Raw genomic sequence first — 22,623 nt, forward strand, 5'->3', positions numbered from 1 at the left:
TGGTGCCGGAGACCGGAATCGAACCGGTACGATGATCGCTCATCGCAGGATTTTAAGTCCTGTGCGTCTGCCAGTTCCGCCACTCCGGCACAATGGAGCGGAAGACGGGATTCGAACCCGCGACCCTCGCCTTGGCAAGGCGATGCTCTACCACTGAGCCACTTCCGCATATTATTTTCTGGTGCCACGGGACGGAATCGAACCGCCGACACGAGGATTTTCAGTCCTCTGCTCTACCGACTGAGCTACCGTGGCATGATAACCTTTGATAACTTGTTGGCGGAACTGACGGGACTTGAACCCGCGATCTCCGGCTTGACAGGCCGGCATGTTAACCACTACACCACAGTTCCAAGTGGGATCAGCTCCCGCTGACATAGTCTAGTATACATAAACTGCGAGACGTTGTCAATTGTTAATTTTAATTTATTTTTAAAGAAACATTCCATGGCGGGGATGAAACCCCGCCTCTACACAGCAAACTGTAAAATCATTTCTCGCACCAGCTTAGCCGCCAATAACGCCGTTCTGTCTGAATGATCTAACAGAGGGTTTACCTCCACCAAATCCATGCCCACAACATTTAATGGTGCTAACATATGGATGGCCTGGATAATTTCTTTAGAGGAACAGCCACCGGGTTCCGGCGTACCGGTGCCGGGGGCAAAGGCGGGGTCCACCACATCTATGTCCAACGTTACATAAATCGGTCGCCCTTGGAGTTGTTCCACCAGTTGACTGAGTGGCTCCAGCAGCTGATCAATAAACATATTGGTATGTGCTTTGGCATACCTGAACTCTTCCCTGGTGCCGGAACGAATACCAAATTGATAAACGTTATGGCCACCAATCAATTCTACCGCCCGGCGGATCACTGTGGCATGGGAATGGGTTTCGCCAATGTATTCTGGCCTTAAATCTGCATGGGCATCAAAATGGAGCAGTGCTAGGCCGGGGTAATGCTTAGCCACTTGGTCAATGGCTGGCAGACTAACCAGATGTTCTCCACCCAATAAAAAGGGTAACTTTTGATCGGTCAGTATTTGCCCAATGGTTTGACCAATGATGTCTAAACTGGCGCCGACATTGCCAAAGGGTATGGCCACATCTCCGGCATCATGGTATTGGCAATCAGCCAAATCCCGATCTTGGTAGACGCTGTACTCTTCTAGCCCATAGGATACTAAACGAATTTGTTGAGGGCCCTGGCGGGTACCCGGGCGAAAACTAGTGGTAAAATCCATCGGGGCACCCACCAATATTAATTTTGCATCATTATAATTGGGCGTACTACCCATAAAATCATTGTACTTTTCCACCAGTGGCAGCATATCCGGCCTCTCCTTTATTTGTAGATGGCTTGGACAAAGGGCGGTAGCACAAAGGCTGCCTTATGGATTTCCGGAGTATAATACTTGGTTTGGTAGCCTGGGAATTTGCTGGCCACCACTTCCAATGGGTCATGCTTTTTGGAACCCATGGTGAAGGACCACATGCCGGTGGGGTAGGTGGGAATAAAAGCCAATAAAACCCGGGTAATGGGAAAAATGCTGGCAATGTCATCATGCACCCGTCTCATTAGCTTTTTATTAACCCAAGGTGATTCGGTTTGAGCCACAAATACCCCGTCCTCTGTTAAGGCTTCATAAATATTTTGATAAAATTCTTTACCAAATAAGCCAACGGCTGGGCCGATGGGATCTGGAGAATCAACGCAAATCACGTCATAGGTGTTTTTGTGATCTTGCACATGCTTAACACCATCTTCATAACGCACTTCCACTTTGGGATCATCCAAGGCACAGCTAATGCTGGGCAGATACTGACGGGCATTTTCCACCACCCGGGCATCAATTTCCACCAAAGTGGCCTTTTCCACAGTGGGGTACTTAATAATTTCGCGAATGGTACCACCGTCACCGCCACCAACTACCAGCACTTGCTTGGGGCTGCCATGGGTGTTCAGTGCAGGGTGGGTAATCATTTCGTGATATACAAATTCATCCTTCTCAGTGGTTTGAATAATGCCGTCCAAAAATAAGGTGCGACCATAGTTATAGGTATCTACCACCGCTAAGTGCTGAAATGGTGTCTGCTCGCTATGCAGTGTTTCTTTCACCTGCAATCCCAAGCGCATATGTGGGGTTTGTTGTTCGGTTGCCCATAAATCAAATACATGTTTTTCATTGTTATCAAACAATTGTAAATCCTCCTTTATCTACCATTGGTACCAATTTTACCACAAACACATCATATTATATCAAATGGTGTCAAAAAATAAACCATTTTTAAATTAGAATATCTAAACATAAAAGGTGGAAATATATCCTTTGAAGGTTATATTTAAATTACCCATGTAGGAGGTAGATTATGAGCAAAACAGTTGTGGCTGCTTTCGCTAACCGCGAGCAGGCAGAAAAAGCGGTAAACCAGTTGCGGAGTGAAGGCTTTGAAAAGGAAATTTCGGTGGTGGCAAAACAAGACAATGCCGGTCAAAATCAAGGCATGCAAATGGGCAACATGACCGGTGGAGATTCTGTCAGTGATGGTGCCACCACCGGCGGCGCCCTGGGTGCTTTAGCTGGGCTGGCTGTTGGTGCCGGTGCGTTGGCCATCCCTGGTCTCGGAGCTCTTGTGGCTGCCGGACCAATTGCCGGTATGTTATCGGGAGCTGCCACCGGTGGCTTGGCTGGTGGCTTGGTGGACTTTGGCATTCCAGAAGCTGAAAGCAAACAACTGGAAGAGGATGTCAGACAAGGTAAAGCTTTAGTGGCAGTAAAAACCGATCGGGCCGAGGAAGCCGCCCAAGCACTGCGCAACAATGCAGGAGAAAACGTAAAGATTCACGGTTAATAACTAAAACCCGAGGCCAACCACCTCGGGTTTTTGTTTGGGTCGGGGCGCAGGTAACTAACAAAAGGGCTCAAATTCATATGTAGGGGCTTGATTCATCAAGCCCACTAAAGCCGGGACCGATGAATCGAGGGTCTACAAAAGTCTTTACCTGTTGTGATGAATGATAAGCAATAACTAATTTCCTTTTAATCTTTGATAAATACCTTGATAAATTAAGGCATCCTCTGCTTGCCGGCCGTTAGATTCACAAATGATGGTGGGTTCCAGCTTTCGTTCCACCAGCAACTCCGCCAGCGGGGCAAAATTTGGACCAAATTCTGTCTCTAAAGTGGTATGGTGCTTTTTTTCACCGGCTTTGGTAAATTCAATGGGACTAAAGTGAACATGCAAATGTTTTAACACATCTGACCCCAAAGCGGCCTCAATTTTGTCCAGCACTTCAGCAAACTTTTTCTTATCAATTAAACTTCCTTGGTTGACGGCGTGCAAATGACCAAAGTCCACACAGGGCACTACGTTATCCGCCACTGTACATAGATCTAAAATCTCATCCAGCGAGCCCATTTGATTGATTTTACCCATGGTTTCGGCAGCTATTTTAATGTTACTTAACCCCTCCGCTACCGCCTCCTTTAATACATTGGCCAGCGCCACCTTAGCCCGCTGATAACTGGCCATCCGGTCTTTGCCAGGCCCACCGCCGGGGTGCATCACCACTGTGGTGGCTCCCATCCACTTAGCGGCCCGCATTGATTTTAGAATGTGACCTTTGGTTTTTTCTATTATGTCGGGATCCTCAGAGCTTAAATTGATGTAATAGGGCGCATGAATGCTGAGCGCAATATTATTTGCCCGGGCCAGCTCGCCCAACTTTTCAGCAAACTCCTCCTTAATGCGTACCCCCCGGGAACATTGATACTCATAGGCAGTAAGCCCCTGGGCCGCCAACCAAGCTGGCATGGCCAAAGAACTTTTATTTCCTTGCTGATAAAAAGAATCGGGATTGCCGGCGGCACCGAATCTAATAGGCATAACTATTACCTCCAATAACTGTTGTATCTATATATTACCTGTGAAATGGTAAAAATAACAATGTTTTTGTAACAATTTGCCTGGGGCAGGTAAAAGTAAATATCTGGAAGAATACAAGTTAATAAATTTCTTTTTGTTACTGGGAGGTCATTACTTAATGTGGGTTAACAAATGGCTGCGCCAATTGATTGTATTGGTGATTTTTTTATTCCTGATAATAGCCTTAGAAAATCGGCAGGTGGTGCAAACTATTTCTGACTTTGGCAATGAGCAGCGGCTGACGGTGCTGATACCACAGCCATGCACCACCCTTGATCCAGCCAAAGTCACCGATCGGCAATCGGCAATGATTATCAATAATATTTATGAGGGATTGGTTAAATATCAACCCCAGTCTACAGATATTGAACCGGCATTGGCCACTAAATGGGAGGTTAAGGAAAAGGGCAAAGAATGGATATTTTCCTTGCGGCGGGATGTAAAGTTTCACGATGACACCCCCTTTAATGCCCAAGCAGTGAAAGCCTCGGTGGAACGGGTAATGGTCAATAAACAAACCATGCCCTATGCTGAAATGGCCTTTGGCATGGTGGATAAAATTGAAATCCTTGATGACTACACCGTTAAGTTTATTCTTAAATATCCCTATGCTCCCTTTCTGCATAATTTAGCCATGCCTTGGGCGGCACCGATGGTCAGTCCCACCGCGGTGGCCAATTTTGGGGCTGATTTTGGCACTCACCCCGTTGGCACCGGACCCTATCGCCTGGAAAAGTGGCAACCAGATGGCACTTTAATATTAGCGGCCAACGAGAAATACTGGCAAAGGTCGCCCCAAACTAAACAAGTACACATTAAAGTGGAAGCCAATGCTGAACAACGCTATCAACAGTTGGCCACCGGCAAAGCGGACATCATCACCAATGCGCCATTGGACCAGGTGGCTAAAGCAGAGCAACAGCGGCTAACTGTTGTTCAACAACCCAATTTATCTATTAATTATTTGGGTTTCTATAACAACAAGCCCCCCTTTGACTCCAGTCGCATCCGGCGGGCTGTGCTAATGTCTTTAGATCGGCCGCAACTGATTAAAGACTTGTACAACAACCGATTTGCCAGCGCCGAAAGTTATATTCCGCCAAATATGCTGGGGCACAGTGATAAATTAACCCAATACCCTTACAATCCCACTGCCGCCAAGGAGTTATTACAGCAAAACGGTTATCCCGACGGCATGACGATAACTTTAATTACTTATCAACAACCGATGCCATATAACTCGGTGGGGGGAGAAGCATTGGCACTGGCCATCAAAAAACAACTGGTTGACATGGGCATTACTGTGAATATCAAAGCTTACCCCTGGTCTGAATACAAAGCAGCCCTAAAGCAACAGCAAGGCCACTGTTTTCTCTATGGCTGGACCAGTGATAACGGAGATCCGGACAATATCCTTTACCCCTTGTTAACCAGCCCGCAAATTGATCGAGGGTTAAATGTAACCAGATATAGTAACCCCCAGGTGGACAGAATGCTGGCCAGCGCTCAACAAGTTACTGATCGCAAGTCTCGGCAAACCATTTATTATCACACCCAGCAGATTATTTTGCAAGAGGCTCCGTGGGTTGTGTTAAATTACGGGTGTGATTTTACCATCACCACCCCAAAGGTTAGGGATATAACTTATAATGCTGTGGGTGGATTATGTTTTGATACAATGCATAAAGATTAAACCTGTAAGGCATGCTAAATATTAAGAGGTGATGGTATGCCACAGCCAACGGTAATGTGCGAAGTTAACAGTTGTACCCACTGGTTACCTGGTAATTTATGTGGTGCAGAAAACATCGACATTCTGCACGAGGAACCCCAAAACATGGCCCGAGCCGCCCCCCATACTCAGTGTAAAACCTTTTATAAACGAGGTGGAATCACCAGTTACTTGGGTTCGATGGATAATGTGAACTGGAGCGGACTGGTATCTGGCCCAGTCAGAGCTGGCCAACAAATTACCCCTTCTGTTAGTTGCATTGTGGACAGTTGCAAATATTGGGAAGAGGGCAACTTATGCTTAGCTAAAACAATTACTGTTACCGGAAATAACGCAGACGAATGTCAGGATACCAATTGCCAAACCTTCACTTTGAAATAAGTGGTAAAAACTTACAGTTATATCCTATTACTAGTAACACATACTATATTTAGGCATTGTTCCAAAATTACATAACATGTAGGAGGTATTAAAGTAAAATGATGCAACAAATGCAGCAAATGCAACAGCAGTTAAACAACTTGCGCCAAGAGTTAAACACCATATCACAAATGGCCAGTCAACTCTCCCAGTCGGAACAAAGCAATCACCAACAACTGCAAAACATGCAACAAGCTGAAGCAAGCGCCGCTCAGAAACTACAGCAAATTAGCCAAATGTGTCAACAGGCTAATCAAAGGCTAAATCAACTTTCCAGTGAAGCTCAATCGTTAAATCAGTTTAGCCAAATTCAACCACAGCAATTTAGCATGCAACAGCAGCAACCCTTTAGCCAATACAACCAAATGGGATTGGAAAATCAACAGCAGTATGGCGTTCAACAACAACGTCAGCCACAGCAGCAACCCTTTAGCCAATATAACCAAATGGGATTGCAAAATCAACAGCAGTATGGCATTCAACAACAACGTCAGCCACAGCAACAACCCTTTAGCCAATATAACCAGATGGGATTGCAAAATCAACAGCAGTATGGCATTCAACAACAACCGCGTCAGCCACAGCAACAACCCTTTAGCCAATACAATCAGTTGGGCCAACAGCAAAGGTTTGGCACCAACCAATACAGCAGTACCGGTTATGGTTATCAATATTGATAATTAAGCCCGCGAGGCCCTAGGCCTCGCTTTATTTTTTTATCCCGCACTATCTCAACAAAAGCTATTAGCTTTTGACATTTATTCCCCCTTAACAATTTTTTCCATAAATCTTATAATTGTTGTAATAAATTAAAATAATGAAGTAGCCGACTTGGGAGGGGATAAAATGGCCAAGGTTTTAAAGGAAGGGGTAACCTATAATCAAAAGGACGTGATTGATGTTTTATCAGAATTCTCTAATTTTAAAGATCGGGTGGATAAGCGGTATAAGGATGTGTCTCACGAATTAAGGGGAAAACCCAATGAACATGAGCTTTGGGTTAGCATTTATTTAATTGCCAGCGAGTATGCCGAAGAAAGCCACAACAAACGTCAAAAACAGGACGTGGTGCAAAAGATTTCTTAAAGATCATTTGAACTACTATAAGAGGGCGGTCTCCAAAAGACCCGCCCCCTTATTTAAAAACTAGCCATTCAAAATTCAAAATTCCAGCAATTTCCGCTTACTCCATGGCTTCGTAAAAAGCCACGCCAATTAGGCCTGGGCCGGCATGAACCCCCATCACAGGACTAATTTGACCGAAACCGCGAATGTCTATGTTAGGCGATGTAAGCTTTTCCTTCACTCCCCGGGCTTCTTCCTCGGCATCGCCATGCATCACTGCAGCGATAATGTTTTTACCCGCTGCCTGTTCTTTAATGATTTGCACCAGCATATCTAAGGATTTCTTTCTGCCCCGCACCTTTTGGTAGGTATAGTATTTGCCTTCCTCATTGATGGAGATAATTGGTTTAACATTAAGCATTTCACCAATGGTGCCAGCCACATAGCCAATGCGGCCACCTTTTCTTAAAAACTCCAATGTTTTCACCACAAAAAACACCTTAATCCGTTGTTGCAGTTGGCGCACCCTGGTGACAACTTCTTCAAAACTGCGGTCGCTACTGATCATACTTTGGGCTTCCAATACTAAAAAGCCTAAACCCAAAGAAAGTGCCTTGGAATCAACAACTTCAATATTAATTTTATCTTTCATCTGCTGGGCCACCGCTTTAACCATTTGATAGGTGCCACTTAAACCACTGGATATGTGAATGGAGATCACATCAGTGAATCCCTCTTGGGCCAATTGCTCAAACATTGCCCGCGCTTCGCCCGGTGATGGCATCGAAGTTGTGGGAATTTCTTTTTCAAAGCTGGCATACACCTCATCCGGTTGAATGGTCACTCGGTCTATGTATTGTCTATCACTATATACAACTTTTAATGGTAACAATTTAATATCATATTCCTTTATTTGTTGCTCTGAAAGATCGCCGGTACTATCTGTGACCACAGCTATTTTTTGTTTGTTGTCAGTAGTCAAAAGATTCACCTCCTTAATGTTTTTGCCTGTGAAACTATTTTTGTGCATATTTGTTTATGTCTATACCTCGCACCCGCAGCCATTGGGAGGTCTGGCCAGTAATAATGGCCGGCACGTTGGCTAACTCGGCAACATTTGCCGCCCCGCACATTAACATTATTTTACGCAACCCAATAATTAATTGTCTAACATGCTGGTTAAGTTGCTCCTCGCCTTTATCCATCAAGGTTTGTAAAAGCGGCCTCGAAATGCCAGCCACACGCGCGCCCAGCGCTAACGACTTGGCAATGTCATGGGAACTGCGCACCCCCCCAGAAGCCACCACTACCAGGGGCAAATCCGTCTCCATTGCTTCAATAATACTGATCACCGTTGGTATACCCCAGTCGCTAATATCACCGGCATAATCTGTCACGCAATCATTGTGGCGACCTTCCTCAATGGCAATAAAATTGGTGCCGCCGCTACCACTAATATCAACAATTCTGACGCCTGTTTGATAAATCTGGCTCACTGTTTCCCGGGACATACCAAAGCCTACTTCTTTAATAATCACCGGAACCGGCAGCTGGTTAGCAATTTCAGCCACATTGGCCAATATTCCTTTAAATTCTCTATCACCTTCGGGCATGGCCAACTCTTGGGGCACATTTACATGCAACTGAATGGCGTCGGCCTGTACCATCTCAACGGCCCTTTGGGCCTCTGCCAATGAACAGCCAGCACTTAAATTTGCTATCACCACACCATCGGGGTTTTCTTCCCGCACCACTTTAAAGGTGTTAGCAACGGAAATATCCTCCAATGCTGCCCGCTGTGATCCCAGGGCAATGGCAATGCCCGCCTGTCTGGCGGCCTTGGCTAAACTGCGGTTGATTTCTGTAACCGCCGGATGACCACCGGTCATGGCGTTAATTAGTATTGGCGCCGATAGTTTTTTGCTTAAAAACTGACAAGATGTATCTATGTCATGCCAATTTAGTTCCGGTAGTGAACAATGCAATAATTTAACATCAGCAAAACCGGCAGCCTGTTTATCTACGTTTGCTAGAGCAAAATTAATATGATCAATTTTACGGGACTGTCTCATAATGCGAGAACCCCTTTCCATCACTACACTGACAACTATTTTAACTTTTTTCTACTATATTTGACAAGGTTTTTGAAATAAGTTAACTGCGAAATATTCTAAAAATGATGGGTTTTTAATTAAAGGTTATTTTTTAATAGCACAGTTTCATATACCTTATATAAAGCAAGTAAATTTTGGAAAGGGAGGTACCGATGAGAAAAAACAAAACCATCACCATTAGCCTACCCATAGATTTGGTGGATTATTTAGACCGACGTATACAGGAAATCAATCAGGACACTTTTGAAGAAACTAACCGCAGTAAATATATCCGGCTGTTAATACGCAAAGATATGACTTCTACAGAGGATAAACCAGAAATAAAAAAAGCCGTCAATGGTGGTTTAAATAGTGGTACATCTGCCGACGAAGATTATTATAACTCCCTACTTCAGTTGGGAGGTTATAAAAGGTAGTGCTGTCAACAATCCCCTAACCATTAGTGGGCGGTAAATGTTCTAAAGCACTTTGTTTGGTCATATATTAAAATTAAGAAAAAGGGAGGTGAATCTATAGAGTAAAATTAAAATCATACCATATATCATTATGTAATCCTTTTAAATAACAATTAGTTAATGGTAAGTAAATACTACTTATATGAATATGTTAAATCAATGTGCAATGTGAGTCAATCAAAGGGGCCGTTCTGATTAAAGGAACGGCCAAATTAATGTTCATTTAATTACTCCCTCTGTAATAGATTTATAAAGGTATTTCATTATTATAGAGGGGTGTACAGCGTCAATGTTTTTCAAAAGAACGTTGGTCTTTGTGCTGGTACTGGTTGTACTGGGTGGCACTGGTTGTGTCAACTGCACCATCAACATAAAGGAACACCATGATCAGTCAGCAGATATTCAATATCAAGTCAGTATCAGTGCGTTGGCAACGAGATTAATTAGCGATCAAGGGGCCAATCCCATTGAAGATTTAAAACAATTGGCGTTGTTAAATGGCTTTTCGGTAAAGGATTTGGTGACGGATAACGCCGTTGGCTACACAGCCGAAAGACATGTGGATTCTGTGACACAAATTCCTGACTTAACAAGTGTTTTGGGTTTAGGTCGCACCGGCAATAATGCCCCCATTCAAATCAACAAAGGCCTTTTTTATCACTGGTTACAGTTAGATACCAATATTGATTTATCTAATATATACGGCCAAAGGGGTTCCGAAGAGGAGAAATTGGCAAGAATTTTAATTAAAGACGCCAATTTAAAATTGATGTATACCACCAGTAAACCTATGGTAAAGCATAACGCTACCCATGTGCTGCCGGGCAATGGAGAAGATAAGACCTATGTATGGGATATTCACTTGGGTGAGCAAAACAAAATTACCCTGACCACCAAACACTTACAGACAGGTAGCATTGCCGCCGTGGCAACACTGGGAGTGATTATCGGCTATTGCATATTAATGTACATTTATTTAGCTAAAAAGGAAAAGGAACAACAACCGGCTGCGCAAATTGATCAAGAGAATGCGTACCTTAATAGTACTGATATGTAAACAAGCGGGCATCTCTATGCCCGCTTGTTTTGTGTCATGTAGTATGATTTATTATTTTATTTAAGTTTAGTCTTGATATACGCCAAAGCCTGTTCTCTACTTTGGACAAGCCCTTCAACCTGGGCCAACGAAATCTCATCCAACAACTGTCCCACTTCTTTGGAACTGGTTAACCCCAGGTGCTGCATTAAATCGTGACCGGTCACCAGCTTAGGGGGGTGAACATATTTTTCCGGTTCATTGATGGCTAAGTGAAACATTTGCCCAATGTATTGCCGGTACTGATCCAGTTTTTCAAAATTATCGGTGGATAAATAGGTGCTGGTGACGTCAGCCAACGAGAGCAGTAGACAATGGTTAATCAAATTATCCAGTTTACTAAACAAACGGTACATGGCCCCGGCGGATACTTTAGGCTGGTTAAATAGCGCCAGCGGCCGCATGTGGTATTCCACCAATGTCAGTAGTGCACTTTTTTCTACCTTGCTGAGCTTAATCCGCTGGGCAAAATCCTTAACAAATTTAACCCCCGCTTTGTCATGGCCGTAGAAGGTAATGCGTCCGTCTGGGCGTCTGCCTTGGGTGATTGTCTTGCCCACATCATGGAGCAGACAAGCCAATTTTAACACCACTAAATAAGAACGATTTGCGGCCAGCTTTCTGTTTATATCTGCCGCCACTTCCGACCAGATGCTGTGGTTGAGGGGTGGCGAAGCAATAATCCCTTCTAATTGGCAAAGGGTCTTTAGACTGTGTTCCCAAACGTTATCCCGATGATAAAAATTTTGCTCCGTCCCCCTCATCTCATTTACCTGGGGAAAAATATACCGCCATAAATCTACGCGGTCGTTAGCCAGTCGTATATACTGATAACTGTCAGCATTTAACAGCAACTGACTTAGCTCTTCCCATATCCTTTCACCACTGATGGCACTGATTTTTTCCGCACTGACAGCCATGGCCTTTAATGTTGCTTCATCTATCTCCATATCTAAATGGGCTGCCAGCCGCAGGGCGCGCAATATGCGCAGGGGGTCGGCGGCAAAGGCCTGGGGACTGACCATCCTTATTTTTTTAGCCTTTAAATCACTTCTGCCTTGAACATCATCTATCAATTGGTTGCCATCGCCCATTAAAGGTATAGCCATGGCATTAATGGTAAAGTCACGATGTTTGAGATCCTCTTCAATGGTGGCACCTTTAAGGGCAGAAAAATCTAGGTGTAACGTTCTGCCGGACTGTTGTTTTATAGCCACCCGGGCCACTTGGTTTTCTCGATCCAGCACGATCAAGGTGCCGGCCAGCTTCTCTGCCACCGCCCGGGACACCACAAATACATCTTTATCCACCACAATGTCTAAATCATTGGTGTCAATTTGCAACAACCTATCCCGCACGAAACCGCCGACAATATAACCGGTGGCACCGTAATCATGCAACGCACTTTTTATAACAGTCATTATCCTTAGCATTGCCAAACCCTCCTTAGGGCCATTCTATCACATTCATGGTTTGGGTTGCTGCTTCTTTGTTATAGTAATCACCGCCAGCAGTACAAAGGGTAGTACAATATGTATAAAAACACCGACATAGGCGATATTGGTGCTTAGCTCTCCCACTTCCACCAGGTTTCGGGGCCAGACACCGATGGTCATCGCAATCACCGCTGAGGGCAATAGTATCGAACGATAATCCTTCAGTTTAAGAACCTCCTTTAGCGCCTCGCTGGCGATATACAAGCAACCGGCAATGACACTAAAGGCATTGGTTACCCACACCAGCATAAAGGGCGCGTCCATGGGAAATGGCGCCGCCCGAATAAAGGATATGGTGGGCCAAATTTCCCGGGACACTTCACAACTATTAAATAAAGCAATTGTAACCACTGTCATTTCCACATAGGCAATGGTAACCAGCAGTAGCGCCAAAGAGGCCATCTTCCCCGTGCCCCGGTGGCTATTTAGATAAGGATATAAAAAGGCCAAAATGATAAACCCCGAATAGGCTGATTGAATATTAACCAAACCCTCTGCCCAGGGTAACGATCCGCGATCCCAGAGGGGCAACAGGTTGTCACTGGCAAGCGCCGGTATGGTCAGTAGTGTTAATATTATTATTGCCATCAACTTTAGCACAAACAGCACTGTGTTGGTCCGGGCCAGCACTTCTATGCCCTGATAAACGGCATACACCGCCACTGCCATAACCAGCGCCATTAGCACCACAATGGGCGTTTGGGAATAAACCGAAGTGATGGCAATATTGACCACCCCTCTGGCCACATTTCCGGCCTCGAATATAAAGTCAATGCCAATAATTAACCCCACTAAAGTACCAATCACGCCACCAAAGACCCGCTTGTTTAAGTTGACAAAACTGGCATCTGGGAACTGGCGGCATACCTTTACCAACGCAATTACCGCCAATATAGACCCCAGACCCTGCAATAGTACAATTATCCAGCCACCGGGCCCTGCCAATCCCGCCGCCAGCCGGGGTAAAACGTTTAGTCCATTGGCCAGCATGGTGCTAAAAACCATAACCATTAGTTGGAAGTTGGAAATTTGAACCATCGGATACAATAACCCCCCATGGTTATCATTTCCCATCTTAACTTTAATTACTATATGTTGAAAATGTCAAAAAAAATCAACGGATCTAATATATATCCGTTGATTAGACAAATCTATTTATATAAGTAATCAGTTGATTGACCACTACAAAAGTTGTTCCTTAGCATTGGCCTGGGGCAGTAGGTTTGTAGTTAATTTTTGGCTAACTTTTTCGCTGTGATAGGTTGGGTTATTTTTTTGCCCCAAATTCTTAAAGGCCGTTGACAACATCAGTTTAATTCTGTTTAACTGATTGACTTCACTGGCTCCGGGGTCATAGTCTATGGCCGCTATATTAGAGCTGGGATACGACCTTCTCAGTTCTCTGATCATCCCCTTACCCACAATATGGTTGGGCAGACAGGCAAAGGGCTGTAAACAAACAATGTTATTGACCCCACTGTGAATAAGTTCTACCATTTCACCCACTAAAAACCAACCTTCTCCGGTCTGATTGCCCAGCGACAGGTGCTTTTCAGCATATCTGGCTATCTCATCAATGGTTTTGGGCGGTTCAAAACGTTTGCTGGCGGCCAGTGCCTTTCTCATTTCTTTGCGATAGGATTCCAAGCGGTAAATAGAATATTTGCCGCCAACCATTTTCCAAAAACCTCCTGATAATTGCTGGTACTTTATTTTCTGATCATAGGCGCCGTATAGGAAAAAGTCTAATAAATCCGGCACCACCGCTTCGGCTCCCTCGGCCTCCAACAGTCTTACTATATTATTGTTGGCTGTGGGGTGATACTTAACCAGAATTTCTCCCACTACCCCTACCCTAGGTTTAACCACATCTTCGTTAATGGGCAAGTTATCAAAGTCATTGACAATTTGATGAATATTAGCTGCAAATTGTTTTTTATCACTGTCATTTAATGCTGCAATACACTTATCAACCCAGTGATGGTATAACTGGTCGGCGGAACCAGGCACCTTTTCATAGGGCCGCACCCGATACAGCACCCGCATCAGCAAATCGCCGTACACAATCCCCATCAGTAAATCGTTAAACATTGGCACGGTAATTTTAAAGCCAGGGTTTTTTTCTAGCCCGGCGGTATTGAGGGAAATTACCGGAATATGCCCCCAACCCACGTCCCGAAGGGCCTTTCTAATGATGGCAATATAGTTGGTGGCTCGACATCCCCCACCGGTTTGGGTAATAATTACCGAGGTGTTGTTTAAATCGTATTTACCGGATTGCAATGCTTCCATCAGTTGACCAACCACAATGATGGTGGGATAACAGGCGTCGTTGTGCACATATTTTAGACCCACATCGACGGCCTCTTTGTCCACCTCCGGTAGCACCTCAATGTTATAGCCAGCCTTTCTAAAACCAGTTTTTAAAAACTGAAAATGAATGGGTGACATTTGGGGTGCCAAAATGGTGTGATTTTTCTTCATTTCTTCAGTAAAGATTGTTCTGGCCGGCAGTTGGTATAGCTTACGGGGTTGGAAGTTATTCTTGTCCCGTTCGTTAATGGCGGCAATTAAAGAACGAAGGCGAATTCTGGCCGCACCCAAGTTGTTGATTTCATCTATTTTTAACACAGTGTATATCTTGCCATAGCAATCTAAAATCTCTTTAACTTGGTCTGTGGTCACCGCATCTAAACCACAGCCAAAGGAGTTAAGTTGAATTAACTCTAAATTTTTATGTTGGGCCACATAACTGGCGGCTGCATAAAGTCTGCTATGGTAAACCCACTGATCCACCACCCGGATCGGTCTTTCAACCTTCCCTAGGTGTCTGATGGCATCCTCAGAAAGCACCGCAAAGCCGTAGGAGGCAACCATTTCCGGCACACCGTGGTTTATTTCTGGGTCGATGTGATAGGGCCTGCCCACCAGCACAATCCCTTTAATGCCATGCTCTTCAATGTATTTAATGGTTTCTTCCCCTTTGGCCCGCACATCTTGCTTAAAGCGTTCCAGTTCAGCATAGGCTTTGTGAACGGCCTTAGCCAGTGCAAGGCGGGGTAAATTTTCCGCTGCCAATTCTTCCGCCAAACGTTTGATCATGCGCTTGGGCATATCAATGGGTAAAAATGGCTTATAATAAGTGACATTATTTTCGCGAATGATATCCATATTGGCGCTAATGGTTTCTGGATAAGAGGTTACAATAGGACAATTGAACTTATTATCCGCCTCTGGATCTTCCGGAATATTGTAAGGTATGCAGGGGTGGAAAATCTTTTTAACCCCTTTATTAATCAAGTCCACCACATGTCCGTGAACCAACTTAGCTGGATAACAAGTCGATTCCGACGGAATGGTATCCATACCCAGTTCATAAATTTCTTTGGATGACCGACCGGAAAGCACCACCCGATATCCCAGCTCGGTAAAAAAGGTAAACCAGAAGGGATAGTCCTCATACATATTTAGCACCCGGGGTATACCGATGGTTCCCCGGGGGGCGTCCTCTTCCGCCAGCGGTTTGTAGCTAAATAGGCGCCGATACTTATATTGATAGAGGTTGGGAATGTCACTTTTAACCCGTTCTTTGCCTTCGCCCCGCTCACAACGGTTGCCAGAGATAAATTCTCCGCCGTTGGAAAAATGTTTAACGGTCACCAAACAATTGTTGCCGCATAAGCCACAGCGTCTCATGGTGGTTTCGGTGGTTAATTGTTTTAACTCCTCACCCTGTAAAAGATCTGTTTGATAACCGGCTTGATAACGCTCCCGGGCAATTAGTGCCGCTCCAAAGGCACCCATAATACCCGAAATATCCGGGCGAATAACCTCTTTACCAATAATTTGCTCCAACGCCCGCAACACTGTGTCATTGTAAAATGTACCGCCCTGAACAACTATTTTTTCACCCAGTTCTTCAGCGGTTTTTAATCTAATTACTTTAAAGAGTGCATTTTTAATCACCGATATGGAAATACCAGCAGAAATATCGTTAACGGTAGCCCCTTCCTTTTGGGCTTGTTTTACTTTGGAGTTCATAAACACGGTGCAACGGGTACCCAAGTCCACCGGGTTTTCAGCCCTAACCCCCAAGTGAGCAAAATCTTTAACTTCCATATTGAGGGAACGAGCAAAGGTTTCGATAAAGGATCCACAGCCCGAAGAGCAAGCTTCATTCAACATAATGGAATCGATGTTGCCATCTTTAATCACCAGACTTTTCATGTCCTGGCCACCAATATCCAACACAAACTCCACGCCCGGCAGGAAAAATTCCGCAGCCTTATAATGGGCCACCGTTTCAATTTCCCCAATGTCTATTTTGAGGGCCGCTTTAATCAAGTGCTCCCCATATCCGGTGACAGCAGAATTTACTATTTTAACAGCATCACTCTTTTGCTGATACAAATCAGCCAAGGCCTCGATGGTGGACTCCAGTGGCCTACCCTGATTGCTGCCGTAATGTGAATAGAGTAAAGCACCATCTTCACTAATCAAGGCCAATTTGGTGGTGGTGGAACCGGCATCGATCCCTAAGTAAGCATTGCCTTGATAATTGGCCAAATCCACCCTTTTTACTCGATGCTGGCCGTGCCGGTGTTGGAATTGTTGATATTCGTCCTGGCTGGCAAACAAAGCTGGCAGTGTCTTCTCTTCTTCATTTTCCCAGTTGTTAATTTCTGTCAATCTCTGGTATAAATCCTTTGGGAAAATAGGAGTTTCTTTTTTACCGGACAAGGCGGCCCCTAGGGCCACAAAGAACTGTGAGTAATCAGGATAAATTACTTCATCGTCCCTTAGCTTTAATGTCTTGACAAACAATTTTCTTAATTCAGGAATAAAGTGTAACGGACCACCCAAAAAGGCCACACGGCCTTTAATGGGTCTACCCTGGGCTAAACCACTGATGGTTTGGTTTACCACCGCCTGTAAAACCGAAGCAGCAATATCCTCTTTGTTGGCCCCTTCATTTAATAACGCCTGAATATCAGTTTTTGCAAAAACACCACATCTAGAGGCAATGGGATAAATGTTTTGGTGTTGAGCAGCCAATTCATTTAAACCAGCAACATCAGTCTGTAACAGGGCAGCCATTTGATCAATAAATGCACCGGTGCCACCGGCACAGGTTCCATTCATCCTTTGCTCCACCGAATCTCCCAAATATGTAATTTTAGCATCTTCGCCACCCAGTTCGATGGCCACATCTGTCTTCGGTATGATGCGTTCTATGGCATTGGTACAGGCAATGACCTCTTGTATAAAGGTAACCTTTAGCTTTTTAGAGGTATTGAAACCGCCGGACCCGGTAACCATCAAAGTTATCGGGTTATTCTTTAGCACCGATTTAGCCTCTTCAAATACAGCTACCACTGATTTTTTTACATCTGAAAAATGTCGGAAATAATTTTTGAAGATAACATGACCCTCTTGATTTAATACAACTATTTTTGTAGTTGTGGAACCAATGTCCAGTCCAACATTTAACCTTTTATCCATTTAGCTCCTCCAGTTGATTGCATACTAACTATTTGATTAGCTTTACCTTTTCCATATATTATCATCTATTCTTTACTAGGTTCAATAATTATCGTCAATTTTAACTATACTTAAAATGTTGATAAAAAGGAAGCATCTAAAATCTAGAAAAAGAGAAACCCTAGTATGTTTCCCTTTTCCCAGTCATTATTCTTTTTACAAGCAGCGATTCCAGTTGGATAAAATAATTTGTTTTGGACAGAGAAAAGATTATTAATGCTGCCCAAATAAAAACAAATGACACCAAATGTACCTTTGTAAAGGGTTCGTGATACAAGAACACCCCTAACAGCAGGGCAATGGTGGGGGCGATATACTGAATAAAGCCAACCACCGAAAGGGGTAACCGTTTGGCCCCGCTAGCAAACAAAATTAATGGTATCGCAGTCACTACCCCGGCACCCATTAATAAGGCTGAAATCTTTAAACCACCAAAGGCACCGCCCCCCTGATTGTGAACATAAGTTAAAAATATCAGCGCAAAGGGGGTGATAAATAGCGTTTCTAAGCCTAATCCGGTCAGCGCACCGTAGCTGATGGTCTTTTTAAGCAAGCCGTATAAACCAAAGCTGATGGCCAATGTTAAGGCAATCCAGGGCACACTGCCAAAATGAAGGGTAACTATTAACACTCCAATTAGTGCCAAACAAAAGGAAACCATTTGCCAAAGGGAAAGTTTTTCCCTTAGCACAATAACCCCTAACATAACACTAATTAATGGATTAATATAGTAGCCTAAACTGGTTTCGATTACATGATTACTGTTAACAGCCCATATGTATGTAAGCCAATTGACACTGACAATGGCCGAAGCGGCAAAAACTAAAAAAAATTTTTTGGGGTGGTGAACAATGTCCACAAAATCCGCAAAAAAGGCTTTTATCTGACCGCTAACCAATAAAAGGGCCAGCACAAAAATGAAGGACCAAAAAATTCTATGGGCCAATACCTGGGTGGCAGGGACGCTTTGGACAAACTTCCAATAGATGGGCAATATTCCCCAAAAAAAATAGGCAATGGCAACGGATAACACACCTAATGTTTGCTCACTTTGCTTTTGTAACTTCATAGCATTTACCTCAACATCTTTTAATTTTTAAAGCAATAAAGTTATTTTAATTTTATATCAGTATTATTGCAACCAAAAAACTTATATACCAGTCCCCAAATTTGACAGGAAATATATATTATATATACTATAAAATATATATAATTTCAAACGGAGGGGTCCAATGAAAGTTTCTGATTTCAAAAACACCATGTGGGATTATACCAGAAAAATTGCCGAAAGTATGAACAACGCCTTTAGCCCAGTGTGTGAAGAACATCACCTTACAATGATGCAGGCCAGAATACTTATGGAATTATATCATAATAAATCTCATACTGTGGGCAGTTTAGCCAATAGTCTCAGCGTTGCCGGAGCTAATATTTCCACCATGTGTAAAAAATTGGAGAGTAAAGGTTATCTAGAGCGGGTTAGAGATCAGGAGGATGAAAGGGTAGTTAAACTGGCATTAACCAACCGGGGCAAAAAAACGGTGCTCGCAATAGATAAATCCCTCAATGAAAAAATATCCCAACAAGTAGTTGGTGAAGCGAAAAAGGATTTTGATGATATTATCTTGGGCTTAAAAAAGCTTAACAGCTTATTACAAAAAATAAGTATAGTTGAGAAGGAGTAAAATGGGCAAATCTAATAAGAAAAATCTATGGATTTTTATTGTTATCCGTCTTTCAATAATAATTGCTGGACTAATAGCAATCATAGATAAAAATTGGACCTATTTGGCCATGGCCATTTTGACGTTACTGGTTATGTTACTGCCTTCTATTGTGGAGAAAAAATTTAACTTACAAATACCCAGTGAATTTGAGATAGTTTTGATTTTGTTTATTTACGCCGCCATCTTCCTCGGGGAGTTGCACCAGTTCTATGACCGGTTTTGGTGGTGGGACAAAATGCTGCACAGCTTTTCCGGGCTAATCCTTGGCAATATTGGATTCTTAATCGTTAGTTATTTAAATAGCAGTACCAAAATGAACATTCAGTTAAGCCCTGTTTTTGTGGCTTTCTTTTCCTTTTGCTTTGCGGTGGCCATGGGGGCCATCTGGGAAATCTACGAATATTTTATGGACAAGTGTTTTGGCTTCTTCATGCAAAGGGGCAGTTTAGATGACACCATGACGGATATTATTTTAGATACCTTGGGAGCATTAATATTTGCCATCTTAGGTTATTATCAACAAAAGGGCAAAATAAATATTATTTCTAAGTATTTAGTGAAATTTGATCAGTAAAGAATTATGGGGAGAGGGATAGCATGAATATTCTAGTGACATTGGATGCAAATTATATCAGGCCCTTGAAGGTAATGCTTAAATCACTGTTCATTAACAATCCTGAGGAACAATTCAACATTTATTTGATGCATTCCAGCATCAAAGAACAAGAACTGTCGGATATAAAGCAATTTGTTACCAAGCATGAACATCAGCTTTTTGTCATTACCATTGGTGATCAGTATTTTAATGACGCCCCCATCATCAAGCATTACACCAAAGAGATGTATTATCGGTTATTGGCCTTTAAATTCTTGCCGGAAAGTCTGGATAAAATTTTGTACCTCGATCCAGATATCCTGGTGATAAATAAAATCAGCCAGCTGTATCATACCGACATCAGCAATAGTCTGTATGCGGCAGCATTTCATAAAATCTCGGTGAAAGAAATCAACAAATTACGGCTATTTCCCTATGAAATCGAAGAATATTTTAACTCCGGAGTTCTTTTAATGAACCTCACTTTACAAAGGAAAAAAATAAATGAGCAGCAAATCTATGAATTTGTTGACAAAAATAAAAATAGACTGATCCTGCCGGACCAAGATGTCATTAACGCCCTCTATTCAAAGGACATTAGACAAGTGGATGAAATCTTATACAACTATGACCCTAGATATTACTGGTACTACAAAATTTCTAGCAAAGGTATCATTGATATGGACTATGTCATTAACCACACTGCAATTATCCACTTCTGCGGCAAAAGAAAGCCCTGGAAACAAAATTACACCGGCAAATTCCATTCATTATACAAACATTATGAAAAATTAGCATTGCAGTAGCGGGACAAGGGACTTTCCTTGTCCCAGCCGCTCTAATAAATTTCTTCTATATAAATCTATATCCCGCTGCGGTTAATACTTCAATGGCGGAAGTAAGGTTATCTTCTTTTACAAAAATATAATCTGTATTATATGTAGAAACAACAAAGATGCCAATTTTGTTGTCCGCCAATATTTTTGATATCTTTGATAGAATGCCAATCAAAGAAAAGTCCAACTCACCATTTATCCGAAAGGCGCTCCATCCCTTTTCACACTCAACACAATTACCTGGAACATATTTGGTTTGACAAACCAAAGAAATTTCTTCGTCAGTCTTTGCTAAGAAAACATATTCATCGTTAAAATTCACTTTTGAAAGATCTATTACTTTACATATTGAAAAGCTTTTTTCTATAAGTTTTAGTTCCACCTTGACACCTCACTAAATTAATAATATACAGGACAAGGGGACAGGCTCCTTGTCCCACCCGCTCTAATGAATCAAATATCTATTAAAGCCAAAACAACACTACTCATAAGTTTGAAATTCAATTGATTTTGCTTGGTACATTTCATCTTTATATTCATACTTGATAACAACATCGCCTATAAAACTCGCTGGGGAAACCTGTGCGCCGATATTAGCGATAAGTTGATTGTCTTTTACATGATACCTAATTATACTACCGAAACCCACTTCATTATTTAAGTATTCTGGTTCCGCTTCTAAACCTACAGCTACCTGTTTATCCGCTATATTAATTTTCGCTTCATTAGGCAATAAAGTAGATTTTACATTTTTGAGCACAATAGCCATTGGATTATCCACAAGTAACTCATTATGAAAGTTATTTTCCATATGATATACATGTGCTTCTTGTATCAGCGTACCGGTACCATATCCATGCGTTAAAATAATAATTAACTCCTTTGTCCCATCGCCACTTATATCTTCAACGATAATTTGCGGTGGCCGACTTGGACTTGTTACATTCATCCAAAATGGTTCATTAAATGAACTATTATTATGGTCAATCTTAAAATCATAATATAGACCATCCATTTCTTTAGCGTAAATCGTTATACCTTCTTCATCCAAACTTGCTACCACTTGGTAATCCTCATTTATTGTTTTATTCGCTTGTTGTTCTTGTTCTGTGATTACACCTTTGTTTTCGCTGGCTTTAACAGTTTCTTCTGATAAGCCAATTTGATTACATGCAGTTAAAATGCTCGCTGTGATTACTGCCGTTATTAACAAGAAAAATATCCGCTTCATACTCCACTTCCTTATCACCATAATTATGAGCTATTTATTAACGTATTTACTATCTAATGGGCAATTCACTATTGCCATTGAGCATGATTACACCTCATCCTTGGGGCCAACTAGTTAAAATTATTTACTATTATTCAGGTTAAACAAAAGTAAGAAAAAACCTCTATTTATTAGAGAAAGTATAGGCATGTTTGGTTTCAAACATTTCCATATTAAATACTTTCATAAGGTCACGGTCACATTCATAAATTTACCTCCTAGATATTCACGTCTTTTGTATGAAGCAACTTTATAACTAACTAAATTAATGGTTATATAACAAAATATTATATTTGGTATAACGTTTGTTATGGTAGAATGTTTACAAATAATTGTTTATTCCATAATT

General features: G+C 42.5%; 21 protein-coding genes and 4 tRNA genes. 10 read left to right on the forward strand and 15 right to left on the reverse strand.

The annotated features are described in order from the left end of the window. The 6 genes from V6C27_09005 to speE form a co-directional block, all read right to left on the reverse strand. Positions 1–89 (reverse strand) — tRNA-Leu (locus tag V6C27_09005). Positions 90–93: 4 nt separating this feature from the next. After that, positions 94–168, reverse strand: a tRNA-Gly gene (locus tag V6C27_09010). A gap of 11 nt (positions 169–179) precedes the next feature. Then, a tRNA-Phe gene (locus V6C27_09015) sits at positions 180–255 on the reverse strand. A gap of 22 nt (positions 256–277) precedes the next feature. Further along, positions 278–353 (reverse strand) — tRNA-Asp (locus V6C27_09020). 117 nt (positions 354–470) lie between these two features. Then, a complete protein-coding gene (gene speB, locus V6C27_09025; protein ID MEG6616554.1) occupies positions 471–1,331 on the reverse strand; it encodes an agmatinase in 861 nt (286 codons plus the stop codon). A gap of 14 nt (positions 1,332–1,345) precedes the next feature. Further along, entirely contained in the window at positions 1,346–2,200 is an 855-nt protein-coding gene (gene speE, locus V6C27_09030) for a polyamine aminopropyltransferase (GenBank protein ID MEG6616555.1), read from the reverse strand. Between the two features lie 170 nt (positions 2,201–2,370). Between speE and V6C27_09035 the strand changes: the two genes are divergently transcribed. After that, complete coding sequence (locus tag V6C27_09035) at positions 2,371–2,853, forward strand: SPOR domain-containing protein (GenBank protein MEG6616556.1); 483 nt, start codon at positions 2,371–2,373, stop codon at positions 2,851–2,853. Between the two features lie 177 nt (positions 2,854–3,030). On the opposite strand, the gene V6C27_09040 is transcribed toward V6C27_09035, so the two are convergent. Next, on the reverse strand, positions 3,031–3,888 hold the full coding sequence (locus tag V6C27_09040) for a TIM barrel protein (GenBank protein ID MEG6616557.1): 858 nt from the start codon (positions 3,886–3,888) through the stop codon (positions 3,031–3,033). 157 nt (positions 3,889–4,045) lie between these two features. On the opposite strand from V6C27_09040, the gene V6C27_09045 reads away from it, so the two are divergent. The 4 genes from V6C27_09045 to V6C27_09060 all read left to right on the forward strand — a co-directional run bounded on the left by V6C27_09045 (position 4,046) and on the right by V6C27_09060 (position 7,165). Beyond that, positions 4,046–5,620: an ABC transporter substrate-binding protein gene (locus V6C27_09045; protein ID MEG6616558.1), complete on the forward strand. Its 1,575-nt coding sequence runs from the start codon at positions 4,046–4,048 to the stop codon at positions 5,618–5,620. Between the two features lie 36 nt (positions 5,621–5,656). Further along, a complete protein-coding gene (locus tag V6C27_09050; GenBank protein MEG6616559.1) occupies positions 5,657–6,040 on the forward strand; it encodes a DUF1540 domain-containing protein in 384 nt (127 codons plus the stop codon). Positions 6,041–6,138: 98 nt separating this feature from the next. Further along, complete coding sequence (locus V6C27_09055) at positions 6,139–6,756, forward strand: hypothetical protein (GenBank protein ID MEG6616560.1); 618 nt, start codon at positions 6,139–6,141, stop codon at positions 6,754–6,756. 169 nt (positions 6,757–6,925) lie between these two features. Continuing rightward, entirely contained in the window at positions 6,926–7,165 is a 240-nt protein-coding gene (locus V6C27_09060; protein ID MEG6616561.1) for a hypothetical protein, read from the forward strand. A 97-nt stretch (positions 7,166–7,262) separates the two neighbouring features. Here V6C27_09060 and V6C27_09065 read toward each other — a convergent pair whose 3' ends face one another. Both V6C27_09065 and fni read right to left on the reverse strand, forming a co-directional pair. Then, on the reverse strand, positions 7,263–8,135 hold the full coding sequence (locus tag V6C27_09065; GenBank protein MEG6616562.1) for a DegV family protein: 873 nt from the start codon (positions 8,133–8,135) through the stop codon (positions 7,263–7,265). A 25-nt stretch (positions 8,136–8,160) separates the two neighbouring features. Continuing rightward, positions 8,161–9,216: a type 2 isopentenyl-diphosphate Delta-isomerase gene (gene fni, locus V6C27_09070; protein MEG6616563.1), complete on the reverse strand. Its 1,056-nt coding sequence runs from the start codon at positions 9,214–9,216 to the stop codon at positions 8,161–8,163. A 194-nt stretch (positions 9,217–9,410) separates the two neighbouring features. On the opposite strand from fni, the gene V6C27_09075 reads away from it, so the two are divergent. Both V6C27_09075 and V6C27_09080 read left to right on the forward strand, forming a co-directional pair. Continuing rightward, positions 9,411–9,674, forward strand: coding sequence for a ribbon-helix-helix domain-containing protein (locus V6C27_09075; protein MEG6616564.1), 264 nt, complete (start codon positions 9,411–9,413; stop codon positions 9,672–9,674). 328 nt (positions 9,675–10,002) lie between these two features. Then, a complete protein-coding gene (locus V6C27_09080) occupies positions 10,003–10,770 on the forward strand; it encodes a hypothetical protein (GenBank protein MEG6616565.1) in 768 nt (255 codons plus the stop codon). A gap of 56 nt (positions 10,771–10,826) precedes the next feature. On the opposite strand, the gene V6C27_09085 is transcribed toward V6C27_09080, so the two are convergent. From V6C27_09085 to rarD, 4 genes are all read right to left on the reverse strand, one after another. Continuing rightward, positions 10,827–12,242 (reverse strand): HD domain-containing protein, encoded by a 1,416-nt coding sequence (locus V6C27_09085; GenBank protein ID MEG6616566.1) that lies wholly within the window; start codon positions 12,240–12,242, stop codon positions 10,827–10,829. Between the two features lie 33 nt (positions 12,243–12,275). Beyond that, positions 12,276–13,343: an endospore germination permease gene (locus V6C27_09090; protein MEG6616567.1), complete on the reverse strand. Its 1,068-nt coding sequence runs from the start codon at positions 13,341–13,343 to the stop codon at positions 12,276–12,278. A 144-nt stretch (positions 13,344–13,487) separates the two neighbouring features. After that, positions 13,488–17,807, reverse strand: a complete 4,320-nt coding sequence (locus V6C27_09095) for an acyl-CoA dehydratase activase-related protein (protein ID MEG6616568.1) — start codon at positions 17,805–17,807, stop codon at positions 13,488–13,490. Between the two features lie 160 nt (positions 17,808–17,967). After that, positions 17,968–18,915, reverse strand: a complete 948-nt coding sequence (gene rarD / locus V6C27_09100) for an EamA family transporter RarD (protein ID MEG6616569.1) — start codon at positions 18,913–18,915, stop codon at positions 17,968–17,970. A gap of 163 nt (positions 18,916–19,078) precedes the next feature. Between rarD and V6C27_09105 the strand changes: the two genes are divergently transcribed. The 3 genes from V6C27_09105 to V6C27_09115 are packed head-to-tail and all read left to right on the forward strand — an operon-like array spanning position 19,079 to position 20,974. Beyond that, entirely contained in the window at positions 19,079–19,531 is a 453-nt protein-coding gene (locus V6C27_09105; GenBank protein ID MEG6616570.1) for a MarR family transcriptional regulator, read from the forward strand. Between the two features lies 1 nt (position 19,532). Further along, positions 19,533–20,147, forward strand: coding sequence for a hypothetical protein (locus V6C27_09110; protein MEG6616571.1), 615 nt, complete (start codon positions 19,533–19,535; stop codon positions 20,145–20,147). A 23-nt stretch (positions 20,148–20,170) separates the two neighbouring features. Beyond that, positions 20,171–20,974, forward strand: coding sequence for a glycosyltransferase family 8 protein (locus V6C27_09115; GenBank protein MEG6616572.1), 804 nt, complete (start codon positions 20,171–20,173; stop codon positions 20,972–20,974). A gap of 46 nt (positions 20,975–21,020) precedes the next feature. Here the strand turns inward: V6C27_09115 and V6C27_09120 are convergent, their stop codons facing one another. Then, a complete protein-coding gene (locus V6C27_09120; GenBank protein MEG6616573.1) occupies positions 21,021–21,386 on the reverse strand; it encodes an ACT domain-containing protein in 366 nt (121 codons plus the stop codon). Positions 21,387–21,485: 99 nt separating this feature from the next. Further along, the gene (locus V6C27_09125) at positions 21,486–22,235 is read right to left on the reverse strand and encodes a hypothetical protein (protein ID MEG6616574.1); all 750 of its coding nucleotides are present in this window, start codon (positions 22,233–22,235) and stop codon (positions 21,486–21,488) included. Between the last annotated feature and the right edge of the window lie 388 nt (positions 22,236–22,623).

The organism is Peptococcaceae bacterium 1198_IL3148 (genome assembly GCA_036763105.1).
Classification (GTDB): domain Bacteria; phylum Bacillota; class Desulfotomaculia; order Desulfotomaculales; family Desulfohalotomaculaceae; genus JBAIYS01.